Source organism: Paenibacillus sp. JJ1722 (genome assembly GCF_048282685.1).
GTDB classification, from domain to species: Bacteria; Bacillota; Bacilli; order Paenibacillales; family Paenibacillaceae; genus Paenibacillus; species Paenibacillus polymyxa_B.
In genome coordinates this window covers 4,710,027-4,722,891 of sequence record NZ_CP182500.1, presented here as the reverse complement: position 1 = coordinate 4,722,891, position 12,865 = coordinate 4,710,027, and the positions used below count along the sequence as shown (strand labels likewise).

Here is a 12,865-nt window from a genome sequence, read left to right as displayed (position 1 = left end):
TGAGGTGAAAGTATAAAATTTGGATTTTTTGTATGAAGGGTGGTTATGACTTGGGACATACACCTACGATTTTGGCGAAGTTAGAGGATTATTTAGGGGAAAATAATTTGACGCTGGCACAATTTGCCGAACATTCAGGTGTTCATCAAAGAACACTTAATAATTGGATTGCCAAGCATCGTCCTGTCGCGATACATCAGCTAGATCGAATCACTTGGGCTATGGGACTACCAGAGGGTTTTTTTTACGAACTATACATAGATAACTACATCATTGAGCGCTCCCCGGATTGGAGGCGAATTGAGCCGTTGTTGTTTCGCTGTGCGGAACTGGACAAGTTGGATGCTATCCAGCTTGTAGTGGGACATATTATGGACAATCTTCTATATTCCCCAAAGTTATTTGATGCAGCAGAAAAATTATTCGCACAAGGTCAACACAATGCTGCATTGTTGCTCTACGAAGGGATTGCGGAAGGCGAGAAGTACCAGCACTCTGAACGCTTGGCTATCTGTCAGTATCGTCTGTTTACCATTCAGGTGGGGAACAATCAGATCCGAAATCTCAAGGCGGCTACACGATTTGAACCCTTTGTCGAACGTCTGAATGAAATAGATCAACTTGATGCGTTAAAAGATTTGGCGAATGTGTATCGTTCTCTGCGTGAATGGGACAAGCTCGATGCAACTGCTCGAAAAATGAGAGCCAAAGCGGAGATCCAATATTCTTTGAAACATCAACAGAAAAAGCGAGAGTGGGAGGAGTCTGAACAGAGGCTGAGTCGCCCGATGTTTGTGTACATTACCTATGCTGATTTACTGTGTGCGAGTGTCTGTGAAGCGCAAGGCGATTATCAGCAAGCATTACAATTTACGTACGCCTACTCTGATTTAGATTGGGTGATCGAGACAGACCAGGAAACCCAACACTGGGTCAACTTGTTCAAGCATTGGGCAGAAGGTAATACTTTTGTAAATAGACTCCTATCTGGAGATACCAATGTGCTTCCTCATTATGTTGAATATATTGCATCCACATCAATCACTACCGAGAATGAAAAGCTATCCAAGTTGCTGAACGTTATGATTGCTGCTAACCGATATGCAATAGATATCAATGATATCCTTTCACGTTTTGAAGTGGAGATTAATTCTTTTGCTCTGCTATCACAATCTACTGATATGTACACCCAACAAGTGATGCCGGATTATTTTGCATGGTTTGGTTACGAACTGGCTTATTACTATTTAAGGCGGGGAATGTACAATGATGGCTTTAAACACTTAATATATGCACTGGTAAAAGCCCACCTACTAAACAATGAGACTTATTTTATAAACTGTACAGGGCTTTTTGCACATTTCCAAGCACATGCGCTTCCCGAAACAAGGGAAGAGTATTTCAAACTATTAGAAAAGGTGTGGTTAGACAATGTTGAAAAAAATGATTCTGCTGGTCATCGCAGCTAGCTTCTTGTTTATTTTAGCAATGCCTGTTCAGTCGCATAACCAAAATCAAAGAATAACGCCTCACGTACAAATTGGAGGTGCTTAAACGGCTAGAAACAAAGACAATTCTCACCGACTAGTTCAAGTTTGGGGAGTTCAGCGACTATTAGAGATCAAACCAAATAAGGTTAATCTCTAGGTCAGAATTGGCATGTATGCTCTATATTCATTGGATTTCTTTATGAAAAGGGCCTCTGTTCCACTTAATTAGTGGAAACGGAGGCTCTTTTAACGTGGATTTAGGGGCATCTTTGTTTATGCAAACTTTTGGGATGTTCTTTTTTTGTTAGGCGCATCATTCGAAAATCCAAAAAACGTCTTTTTGTCATAAAATATGACATATAGGAGGGATCATGCTGATGAACCAAGGTGTGACTTTACTTTGTGTCGAACGAGCTAGGAAGAAACTGTACCAGGTCCAGAAAAAGTATGGATTTTTAACACATCCCAAAGTAATAGAACAATCTAAAAAGCTGGATGATCTGTTGAATCATTATCAAACATGTAGATCGGATCATTGAGAAATGATACCATATTTTTCTTTAATTCCTTGACCGCACCTCTAACCTGTTCTGACTGTGTCACGGCTGAAATCACCGCCACACCATCTGCACCTGCACGTGCGACTTCCTCAACACGGTCCACTGTAATACCTCCGATCCCAACAATCGGCACATCAATTCCCGCTTTACGCATCTCATATAAAATTGCCGGTCCCTGTACGGCATGGGCATCATCTTTCGAGATGGTGGGATAGATGGGTCCGACGCCGAGATAATCAGCACCTTGCAGGATGGCTCGACGTGCTTCCTCAATGGTATGGGCAGAGACGCCTAGAATTCGATTTCCGATTCGCTCGCGGACGGATTCGGCGGATTCATCGTCCTGACCGATGTGAACACCGTCGGCGTCGAGTTCAAGAGCCAGCTCCACATCGTCATTGATGATGAAGGGGACACCAGCGTGACGGCACAGTTCCTGTAGCTGGCGCGCAAGTTCGAACATAGGAACGCCCGTTAACGCGCCGAGACCCTTTTCCCGGAACTGGACCATGGTTGCGCCGCCAGCTAGAGCCTCTTGCACGACCCAGCCTGGTTCCGCGAGGCAATTCACGCTTCCAAGCACCAGGTACATCTGTAGCTGGCGGCGCACCACCTCTGACAACATTCTACCGCTCATAGCAGCACCTCCTGACGACGTTGGTAGGCCCAATGATTGGTGGGTCCATGTCCTTGTCCAAGCTGCAAAGGTTCCTCAATCGCTGCCTGGATGAAGGCTTTGCCATTCGAGATAGCCTCCGGTACAGACATCCCTTTCCCTAATTCCGCGGTAATCGCTGCTGAGAAGGTGCATCCTGTTCCGTGTGTATGAACAGTCCGTACTCGCTTGCCGCTCAGCTCTGTAAAGGCGGTTCCGTCAAAGAGTAGGTCCACAATCTGTTCGCTGCTCTCGCTCTCGTCAGCGTGGCCACCCTTGATCACAACGAATTTTGATCCCATACTGCTAATATGTCTCGCAGCCTCGCGGCGATCCTCCATCGTATGGATACTGATCCCTGTCAGGGCTTCCGCCTCCGGGATATTCGGTGTAACGACCAGGGCCAAGGGGAGCAGGTCGTCCTTCAGAGCCTGCATCGCTTCTGGCTGCAGCAGCTTTGCGCCTCCCTTGGCAATCATCACGGGATCGACGACAACCTTTTTCCAGCCGAACTTTCGAATCTGCTTGCTCACAAGACGGATGATGCCCGCATGAAACAGCATGCCAGTCTTCAGGGCATCCACTCCAAGGTCTAATCCTACAGCTTCGATCTGTTCCGCTGTTGCTTCCTGTGGCAGCGGATATACGCCGTGGACCCCTAAAGTATTCTGTACGGTAATGGCCGTAATAGCCGACATGCCGTAAACGCCAAGCTCCTGAAAGGTTTTGAGATCGGCTTGAATCCCGGCCCCGCCGCCACTGTCCGAACCGGCAATCGTCAGTGCTCTGGGTACACGAACGTCTGTCATCGCGCACCACCTGCTGTGGTTGTTCCGGCTTCACGGACAGTGACATGCCCCTCTAGCGAACCTGTATGTAGTTTGGCGAGCTCGTCGAGAAAGGCAATCTGGAAGCTGCCGGGCCCCAGCTCTGCGGTACGTGCTGCGGCTCGGGAAGCTGCTGCACCGTAAAATGCCAAGCCTGCTGTACCTGCGAGCAGCAGGCTGGGTTCAACAGCTGCAAAGGCACCTAACACAGAGGTCAGCAGGCAGCCTGCTCCGGTTACCTTCGTGAGCAGCGCGTCTCCACCGCTTATCATTCGTGCTTCGGCCCCATCGGTGATGACGTCCTCTTTTCCAGTAATGACAACCATTGTATTGAGCGTTTGAGCAGCCCGAATTGCCAGATCGACATTTCCGCTGTCAGCACTGTCACCAGCATCTACGCCTTTAATCTCACGCGCTTCTCCAACAAGATGCGCGACTTCGGCTGCATTGCCCCGCACCAATGAGATTTTGACTTCTCTCAGGATTCGCAGTGCCGATTCGGTTCTAAAGCTCGTTGCTCCCGCACCGACCGGATCTAGCAGGACCGGAACACCGTGTGCATTCGCCGATTGTCCAGCAATGATCATGGCATCCACCAGTTCGCGGTTCAGCGTACCGATGTTTAACACGACGGCTCCCGCTATTTTTGCCATGTCTGCTACTTCCTCGGGTGCATAGGCCATCACCGGGGAGGCGCCCAATGCATACAGGCCGTTGGCCGTAAAGTTAGTGACTACCACATTGGTCATATTGTGAACGAGGGGTTTGCTGTTTTGTACCTTCGTCAGGAGATCCGAATAACTTTTTTCCCATGTACTCATAATGATTATCCTCTCTATAGTTGGTGGTTCAACAGGGCATTAACTGTACTTCACGCATCGAATTGCCAGGCTGACTATTCCAAGACCGCTTCCTGTATCTGGACCGGCCATTCTTCCTGCTTATAGGCCATGTCCCAGAACTTATATTCCAGCTGGCAGCTCAGTATAAAATGCTCAATCATCCGCTCTCGCTCAGCAGCCGTTGCGCCTTCTGCCCAAGCATCTACACGTTCTCGGAACTTGAGTGTTGTATCATCAAGCTGGTCTCCATAGAAGCCCATCCATTCATAGAACGGATGAGACTCATCCGGCTTTACTTCATCCAGCAGCCTGCGACCAATCTCGGCATAGGTCCACATACATGGCAGCAGCACAGCCAAGATCTCGCCCAGGCTGCCCTCATGCGCAACCGTCAGCATGTGACGGATATAGTGATGGGCCGACGGAGCGAGCGGATATCCCTGCAACTCTTCATAGCTCACCCCTGCGACAGCACAGAAATTTTGATGCGGATGAACCTCGCTGTGGAGAATAAAAGAGATTTGTTCATTAAATACAGCCATGTCCTCCCGATTCGTGCATTTGGAGATTGCGATGCCGTATATCCGCATGTAGGCGTTCAAATATTCAAAGTCCTGTTTTACATAGTGAATCAGCTGTCCCCTTGTCAAACTTCCTTCAGCAATACCTCTCACAAAGGGATGCTCAAAAATCGCTTGAAAAATGCCGTCCGCCTGCCGACGGAGTTCTTGTGTAAAACTCAATTTCCCCACCTCCATTAAATTGAAGAGCAAGAAGTCCTGTAAGAATATAATTCCGGAACAACGCTAAAAAGCCGCCCCGGAAAAATGGAGCGGCTTCAACAATAGGCCCAATACGCAAAAAACGCTTGAAACCTTATATACGAAGGCTCCACTTTCCTACGCTAGTACGAACTAGATCAGGTTCAAAGGGTCCAAGATACGCTCTTGTCTCAGCCATAGTGGCTCCCCTAGTGGACTTCTATTCTTTTGACTATTACTGTACATTCGTTCATATGCTATGTCAAACATAGTGTACAAAATATTAAATTTCCTCTAGTTAGGTGTTTTGGGCTTAGTGAGGGTGATGAATTACACTTTCCACTGCTTTGACCTTGGCATATTTCGGTTTCCACATTGCATCTTGTATAGCTTGTTCCACATCTGAAATGTGCGCCTGCGCTACCTGATCCTGAATCGCGGCTTTTGCAACCGCAATCGCAACAGCGTACGAAACTTCGCGTAATTTTCGGATATGAGGGAGTAGCGCACCGCCAGGCGTATTCGAATCTACACCATTGGCAACAGCAACTGCTGCCGCTGTAAACATCGCAGGGGTAATCCTTTTGGCTTTAACCACAATCGCACCCAGACCCAGTCCCGGAAAAACAAAGGCATTGTTCGCCTGTCCAATCTCAAAATTTGTATCGTTATAGGTAACGGGCTCAAAAGGACTTCCGGTTGCGATCAGTGCTCTGCCATCTGTCCACCGGATCAAATCCTCGGGTACTGCTTCTGCAAGGTTTGTAGGATTGGACATGGGCATAATGATCGGGCGTTCTACATGCTTTGCCATCTCCTTGATGATTTCTTCAGAAAAGGCACCTGCTACACCGGAAGTTCCAATCAATATCGTAGGCTTCACCTGACGGATGACCTCCAGTAGCGGTATTTTGCCGTCACCCGACCGGGTCCATGAGCTGACTTCATCCTTTTTGCGCACATACGGTTTCTGATACTCCAATACGTCTTCCATATCTTCCGTTAACAGCCCGCGATAATCAAAGGCCCAAAAGGACTTGAATGAATCATCTACGGAAAGGCCATCCTCGATCATAGCGCCCCGAATTTGATCAGCGTTACCGATCCCTGCAGCCCCTGGGCCGAAAACAAGTATTTTTTGTTCACGCAGCGGAGTCTTGGTGACACCCACCGCCGAAAGAATCGCAGCCAGGGTCACTGCTCCTGTACCTTGTATATCATCGTTGAAGGTGAGTATGCTTTGACCGTATTTTCCTATAATATGGCGCGCATTTACGCTACCCACATCTTCCCAATGTAAAAGCGCCTTCGGGAATTGCGCTAACGTTTTGCTGATAAAAGTATCAATAAACTGGTTATAGGCTTCTCCGCGAACTCGTTTATGGCGGTTTCCGATGTACAGTGGATCATTCAGCAGCTTTTCATTATTCGTGCCTACATCCAGTACAATTGGCAGCACCCGCCCAGGATGAATGCCTGCCGCAGCCGTATATACTGCAAGCTTGCCAATAGCAATGTTAATCCCCCCGACGCCCCAGTCACCAATCCCCAAAATACTTTCGGAATCTGTCACGACAATCAGATCCACATCATGGCCGCTCAAACCAGAATTATGGAATGCTTGTCCAATACCGTTCGGGTTATCTATCGACAAATATACGCCTCCAGGGCGGTTGTACTCGTGACTATATTCTTGAATCGCGGTTCCTACGGTCGGCGTGTAGACTACGGGCAGCATTTCACTCAAATGATCGGTTAGCAGCCGGTAGTAGAGTACGACATTTCGGTTGTGAAGGTCGTTGAGAGAAGCATTTTTACGCAGCATGGTGGGTTGTGCGAGAAACTGCTGATATGCCCGTACGCTCTGTTTCTCCAATGAAAGGACGGTTGGAGGAAGGATTCCTTCCAAACCCAGCTCTTTGCGTTCTTCTTCTGTAAAAGCGACACCTTTGTTCAAAAGAGGATTTGCCAACACATCCTTTCCCCGTAATGGAGTAGATAATGACCCATCGCGATTGACATAAAATGCTTCCATAGAAAGACCTTCCTTCTCTTCATTTACATATTGTAAGGATTTCACAAAATTCGATTTCAGTCGCTCCGAAGTGCAAGATATAGACGAACTAAACCATTTCGATCTATATCTTGTTCATTGAAAGTCGCTTATCGGATTTTTGCAAAATCCTCAAGATGACATGTTGTCCATAGTATGGACGTGCGAATCTGTTTTATTCTTCTATTTATCTATGACAAAATAACCATATATTCTTCCCTCTGTTGATCTAAAAGAACTAATTTTCGATATGGATGCACTAACTTATTCTGATGGTTTTGGTTCTAATGAATCAGGTCTAAATACTCTGTTTTTATCAAATATGAAAATCAGTTTTTCTTCTCTTATATCCTTATATATCATGGAGTGTCAGCTATTTTGTTAAGGAAATATGAAGTATTTGGACATTAATTTAACTCCTATAAGCAAACATTCTTAATTCTTTTTCAACAAAATAGAACTATTCGGAGGAAAAGGAGAGGTTTGTGTGCAGGGACCTATAGCCATTTTTAGCGATAACGACAGGGCTATTGATTATCCCAATGTGATTTGTTTTTACCAATATATACAGTGCGAGGACACGGAGGCAGCTTCAGTCTACGAGAACGCATGTTGTTGCCTGATTGATTATAGGGAGCCGGGGCAGGCGGTGCGGAAAGCCAATCAGATCCGTAGCCAATTTCCGCAAATGCCATTGTTACTGGTGACGGATGTAACAATTCCGTTCAGTGATCAGCATATGGTGCAAATCACCGGAGTAGGCCGTTTGCGCCTGCTATTTTGGCAAGCCAATGACACCGAAGAAATGCTTTCGGAAATACAAAGCTTGCTCTATCCCGAGTATTCGACCAAAAGCCAACATATTGCATTTATCTTGTCTGTATATAACGAAGAGCAACGTTTTGTTCATGTCAAAACCTTTGCTGAACGACTGCAAGCCTTTATCCGCAGCCATATTATTGAAGGTTCGATTTATCTCATTGATGATGGCAGTCACGATGGTACCAATGCCTTGATTAAAGCGCTGGAGGCAGCAACGGACTTGTCCGTAAACAGGATTAATCAGAATCTTAGCCCGCTGCTTCAAACAAGGGAATTGGGACGCAATACACGTAAGGCAGGGACGTATCTGGAAGGGATGCGGACCATAGGTGCGGATTACTACGTATTTGTGGATGCGGACGACTCCTTTTTTATTGAGGATATTGCCAGAATGATTAATGTTGTTCAGCAGGGCTATTATGATGTCGTGATCGGAACCAAGGATATGACCGCCGAGAATCGATCTTTATTGCGATCTGTTGTCAGCTTTGGTAAGCGGGTCATTTCCCGTCCTTTTTTACCAACAGGTGTGGTAGATTCGCAGACTGGGCTTAAAGTGATGAGTTCGGTTGCAGTGAAACGGATGTTTCCGCATTTAAAGGAACAGCTCGGACTGGCGCTGGATCTAGAAATGATGTTTATTGCCAAGCGACTCCAGCTTCGTGTGCTGCAATTACCCGTCAAATGTATTGACCGCGATGGCTCGCACATCCATGTCTGGAAGGATTCTATTCGTTTTTTACGCTCTATCATTGATATTTGGCGACTGGATCGGCGGGTGAGATAACAACGTGAACAACCGATTGCGATCGTTGATGTTCCCTCTCTTTAATGTGCTGCTTAACGGATTTAATTTTTTCTTCCACATTGCAGCGAGTTGGTATCTTACGGGACAAGCTTATGGCCAGGCGAATGCGCTGCTGGCACTTTTTGCACTTTTATCCGTTTTGGGTTTATCCATCCAGCTATTAACCGCCAAACTGGTCTCTAAGGGAGACCAAAAGCTTGCGCTACGAAGCTTACCGCTCGGTTCTCTATTACTCAAAGCACCTTTGGTGCTAACCGTGCTTGCCATGATCATTTTACTCATCTTTCATCCGTTACTGCGTTCGCTATTAGGTGTCGAATCCGGTCCGCTGTTCATGCTGTATGGCTTGATTGGACTGCATATTCTTGTAAGTTCGTGCCGCGGAGATTTACAGGGCAGGGAACGCATGTTGGCGCTCAATGTGAACTATTACATTGAGGTATTAGGGAAGCTGAGCCTGTTTTTTGTTCTGGCTGCACTGGGGTTAAAGCTGGAAGCCCTACTGTTAGCAAGCTGTGGAGGAATGTTGCTGTCGCTGCTCCACGGCTGGATCGTTTCGGCTCGTGGCTTGTCCTTATTCACATACAGTGGAGAACATATCCCTTCTGGGTTATGGAAATCATTGGGTCAGGATTTCACCGATAGCCTTATGACGAATTTATTCATTTTGTTTTGTATCTCCATCGACATGTTGTATGTACAGCATTACTTTCCTGAGCAGGCCAGCAGCTATGCCATTGCGCTGAAGTACAGCCAGTTGGTCTATTACGTTTCGTATAGCCTAATTGCTGCTTTTATTCCAAAGATCGGTGCGCAGGGGCATGACCGCCAAGCTTTGGGCAAGTTGATTGCCGTCTATGCCGGTTTAATGGCTGTAGCTGCGATCTGTGTATATGTGGGCACAACCTTTGTGTTCCCATCCTCTATTCCCATATTATTCGGAGCCTCTTACCAATCGGCCGAGGCCTATATTCCATGGGGAGGATGGGTGTACTGGCTATTTTCCATCGTGCTGTTTTTTGTGCATGTGCACGTATTGGTGGGCAGACGAAAATTTATGTTCAGTCTGATGGCAGGAGCCGCGGCTTTATTAGTAGCCTTTCATATTGCCCACACAGATCCGGTAGATTTTTTGCTATCTGAGTTCATAGTTTACGGGGCTATGGCTCTCTACTTTGTGATAGACGCCTATGTGCATTTGTTCAAAATAAAGATAAAGGGGGATTTACCCCATGAATACCATACATGAACAGGACGGTAAAACCGTAGTTCTATTGCTTTCCTGGCGTGACATTCGTTCACCTAAAAGCGGGGGAGCAGAAATTTTTACCCATGAAATGCTTAAACGCTCACAGCAAGGACGTTTCCAGTTCATTCATTTTTCACCCCAATTTGAGGGGATGCCTGAGCATGAAGTTATTGACGGTATTACGTATATTCGAAAAGGGAACATATACAGTGTTATTTATTATGCGATGCGCTATTACCGTCGTCATCGAGGGAAGATCGACTATGTGATTAACCAGGCGAATACGCATCAATTCTTTACCCGATTTTGGGTGGAGGCATCCAAACGGATTTTTTTCATACATCAGCTAACAAGGGAAATATGGTTTGAGAACGCCAAATTCCCACTAAATGTTATTGGGTTTCATATGGAGCCCTTGATGCTTAAGCTGGCTCGTAAGGATCGGACGCTTACGGTATCTCCGTCTACTCGATATGATCTACTTAAGCTGGGCTTTCACCCGGATCGTGTTCATCTTTTACCGGAAGGCATTGAGTTTGATCATTGGCCGCGCGAACAATTTTTAACGAAGGAGCCTAATCCGACCTTCATGTATGCTGGGCGCTTCGTCAAATATAAAGGTATTGATCTGGTCGTTGAGGCCTTTGGGCAGCTCAAGGAAAAGTTCCCTCAGGCTATGTTATGGATTGCCGGAAAAACCGATAAAACCTATGTGGCAGAACAATTAGTGCCGATTATGAAACAGTATGGTTTGACATACGGAGAACCGGATGAACAGGGGCAATCGCAAGCCGATATTACCTTTTACGGATTTGTTTCAGCAGAGCATAAGCTGGAGCTGATGAGTCGTGCCCACGCGCTCGTATTTCCTTCCTTACGTGAAGGCTGGGGTTTGACGATTACCGAAGCGGCAGCCGTTGGAACCCCTAGCATTGTCAGCAATTCACCGGGTCTGGTGGATGCAACGGATTTTGGGAAGAGCGGGTATCTATGCTTTCACGGCGACATCCGAGGATTATCTGAACAAATGGAAAGAGCAGCAAAGGGCGGCGAAGATTACATGGCCATCCGTGAGCGGGCGTATCAATATGCGTTAAGATTCCATTTTGATCATACGGCTGCTGCGTTTGAGCAGTTGATGGAAGATTGGGTAGAGGAGGCGGAACAGAGTGGACAAAGTGGTCATTCTCTTCTCCACGTACAACAATGAACGGACGATAGAGCCTTGTTTGCGAAGCTGTATGGGGCAAAATTACAAGGATCTGCATATTGTAATTGCTGATGATGGCTCCAATGACCGGACCGTTGAGACGATTCGTATGCTGTCGGCAGGGAGTTCAGTACCCGTAACGGTATTGGAGCTTCCCCATGGGGAGCGGGGAGTCGCTAGGGTCAGGGCAGTTGAGGAAGCGAAACGCTTGGGTGCCGAATACATATTTGTATTGGATTCCGATATGATTTTAGCCGAACATCTGATTCAGCAGAGCATTGACTTTTTTGACGATCATCAGGATATTGGCGCCTTGGTCGTTCCGGAAGAGGCGTATTCGGAAGCAAATAATTTTTTTTCCAAAGTGAAAGTTTTTGAGCGAAATGTGATTAACAATGCGGGTGAGACCTTGGGAAAACGCTCCATTGAAGCGGCACGCTTCTGGCGAATGAGCGCTTACGAATCGACGGGCGGGTTTAATGCGGAGCAAATTGCTTTTGAAGAAATACAGCCGACCTTGCGTTATATAGAGTCTGGCGGAGTCATTCGCCGGGCGGTATTTACACGGGTATACCATGATGAAAAACAGGTGTATCTGCACGATGTATTACGTAAAAAAGCCTACTACTTTTCGGTGATGGATCGTACGATGTCATCTGAAGAGGGCGGATTGCGAAAAGCGCTGGAACGTTGGTACTTCTTCCGTCCGGTGCTGTATACATGGGGGAATTTGAAAAACTATATCCGTCACCCCTTGCTGACGATGGGGATGTTGTGGATGTATGTATGCCTGACTGTGATTGGGGTAGCCGCCGTGTTAAAGGGCGGCACCCGTCACTCAGGTGATCTCGCTAAGGCGGATAAGGCGTAACGATGAATGGCCGAGGGTCAGTGTATCCAGCGTGTATAAGTCGGGATCGGAAGATTCCGACTCCTCATACGGTATATATAATGAATGCGTGGTTAACTGAATACCTTCCCCGTCAGGATGACGTAGTGAGCAGCCGACAGGATACAGCTCAGCGAGTGCAATGTGTACAGCGGTTACGATATCTTGTTCATTCAGCAGCACATAGGGTCGGTACGGTGCATTCAAAATGCTGTCTATAAAAACTGACAGGTTGGAAGCTACGTTCTGGTCTGCATGTAGGCTGTTTCGGTTGAGTTTGGCCTGATCAAGCGCCTCATACAGTATTTTTTTTAGCGTATCATCATCCAGCTCCAGCGGTTTCGTCAAAAAACGGAACACACCGACTTGGTTAATCGCCGATAAAATGGACTGCGTATGCAGGTGACCAGACAAAATAATTCGTACGATATGTGGATAATCCTTCTTAATCATGCGAAGGAAGGTAATCCCATCCAGACCAGGCATGAGCAGATCGGAAACTACCACATCAATCGGGTGCTGTTCCAGCACTTGTAAGGCTTCTTTGGGCGTGTGAGCGGTATGTAAGGTGAATGCTTCTTGCGTCAAGGTCCGTTCAAGCAGGGACAGAACCATAGGGCTGTCGTCAACAAATAGAATGTTTTGGGGTGTCATAAGAACTGCGCAACTCCAATCAGGAAGTAAGAAATGAGGAACTAC

Annotated in this window: 12 protein-coding genes and 1 riboswitch; of the genes, 6 read left to right on the top strand and 6 right to left on the bottom strand. The window is 46.8% G+C overall.

Annotated features, from left to right (window positions below):
* Window positions 1–50 precede the first annotated feature (50 nt).
* Both ACM1ND_RS20910 and ACM1ND_RS20905 read left to right on the top strand, forming a co-directional pair.
* A complete protein-coding gene (locus ACM1ND_RS20910) occupies window positions 51–1,469 on the top strand; it encodes a helix-turn-helix domain-containing protein (RefSeq protein WP_069080422.1) in 1,419 nt (472 codons plus the stop codon).
* A 392-nt stretch (window positions 1,470–1,861) separates the two neighbouring features.
* Complete coding sequence (locus ACM1ND_RS20905; protein WP_071558335.1) at window positions 1,862–2,029, top strand: aspartyl-phosphate phosphatase Spo0E family protein; 168 nt, start codon at window positions 1,862–1,864, stop codon at window positions 2,027–2,029.
* Here ACM1ND_RS20905 and thiE read toward each other — a convergent pair.
* From thiE to ACM1ND_RS20880, 5 genes are all read right to left on the bottom strand, one after another.
* Window positions 1,974–2,687 carry a thiamine phosphate synthase gene (thiE, locus tag ACM1ND_RS20900; protein WP_069080421.1) on the bottom strand — a complete coding sequence of 238 codons (714 nt, stop codon included), beginning with the start codon at window positions 2,685–2,687 and terminating at the stop codon, window positions 1,974–1,976. The two genes, ACM1ND_RS20905 and thiE, sit on opposite strands and share 56 nt — an antisense overlap.
* Complete coding sequence (thiD, locus tag ACM1ND_RS20895; protein ID WP_069080420.1) at window positions 2,684–3,514, bottom strand: bifunctional hydroxymethylpyrimidine kinase/phosphomethylpyrimidine kinase; 831 nt, start codon at window positions 3,512–3,514, stop codon at window positions 2,684–2,686. The genes thiE and thiD overlap by 4 nt, the downstream gene beginning before the upstream one ends.
* Entirely contained in the window at window positions 3,511–4,353 is an 843-nt protein-coding gene (gene thiM, locus ACM1ND_RS20890) for a hydroxyethylthiazole kinase (protein WP_179086212.1), read from the bottom strand. The genes thiD and thiM overlap by 4 nt, the downstream gene beginning before the upstream one ends.
* A 74-nt stretch (window positions 4,354–4,427) precedes the next feature.
* Window positions 4,428–5,117: a thiaminase II gene (gene tenA / locus ACM1ND_RS20885; protein WP_341062722.1), complete on the bottom strand. Its 690-nt coding sequence runs from the start codon at window positions 5,115–5,117 to the stop codon at window positions 4,428–4,430.
* Window positions 5,118–5,253: 136 nt separating this feature from the next.
* Window positions 5,254–5,356, bottom strand: a riboswitch (TPP riboswitch).
* Window positions 5,357–5,448: 92 nt separating this feature from the next.
* Complete coding sequence (locus ACM1ND_RS20880; RefSeq protein WP_023990014.1) at window positions 5,449–7,170, bottom strand: NAD-dependent malic enzyme; 1,722 nt, start codon at window positions 7,168–7,170, stop codon at window positions 5,449–5,451.
* Window positions 7,171–7,675: 505 nt separating this feature from the next.
* Here ACM1ND_RS20880 and ACM1ND_RS20875 point away from each other — a divergent pair.
* Genes ACM1ND_RS20875 through ACM1ND_RS20860 form a run of 4 tightly spaced genes read left to right on the top strand, consistent with a single transcriptional unit; the run spans window position 7,676 to window position 12,148 of the window.
* Window positions 7,676–8,797, top strand: a complete 1,122-nt coding sequence (locus tag ACM1ND_RS20875) for a glycosyltransferase (RefSeq protein WP_028541542.1) — start codon at window positions 7,676–7,678, stop codon at window positions 8,795–8,797.
* A gap of 4 nt (window positions 8,798–8,801) precedes the next feature.
* The gene (locus ACM1ND_RS20870) at window positions 8,802–10,067 is read left to right on the top strand and encodes a transporter (protein WP_418026524.1); all 1,266 of its coding nucleotides are present in this window, start codon (window positions 8,802–8,804) and stop codon (window positions 10,065–10,067) included.
* Window positions 10,051–11,277, top strand: a complete 1,227-nt coding sequence (locus tag ACM1ND_RS20865; RefSeq protein ID WP_104497869.1) for a glycosyltransferase family 4 protein — start codon at window positions 10,051–10,053, stop codon at window positions 11,275–11,277. Before ACM1ND_RS20870 ends, ACM1ND_RS20865 begins: the two co-directional genes overlap by 17 nt.
* Window positions 11,237–12,148 carry a glycosyltransferase family 2 protein gene (locus ACM1ND_RS20860; protein WP_023990010.1) on the top strand — a complete coding sequence of 304 codons (912 nt, stop codon included), beginning with the start codon at window positions 11,237–11,239 and terminating at the stop codon, window positions 12,146–12,148. Before ACM1ND_RS20865 ends, ACM1ND_RS20860 begins: the two co-directional genes overlap by 41 nt.
* On the opposite strand, the gene ACM1ND_RS20855 is transcribed toward ACM1ND_RS20860, so the two are convergent.
* Window positions 12,116–12,820: a response regulator gene (locus ACM1ND_RS20855; RefSeq protein WP_418026523.1), complete on the bottom strand. Its 705-nt coding sequence runs from the start codon at window positions 12,818–12,820 to the stop codon at window positions 12,116–12,118. The genes ACM1ND_RS20860 and ACM1ND_RS20855 overlap by 33 nt on opposite strands.
* Between the last annotated feature and the right edge of the window lie 45 nt (window positions 12,821–12,865).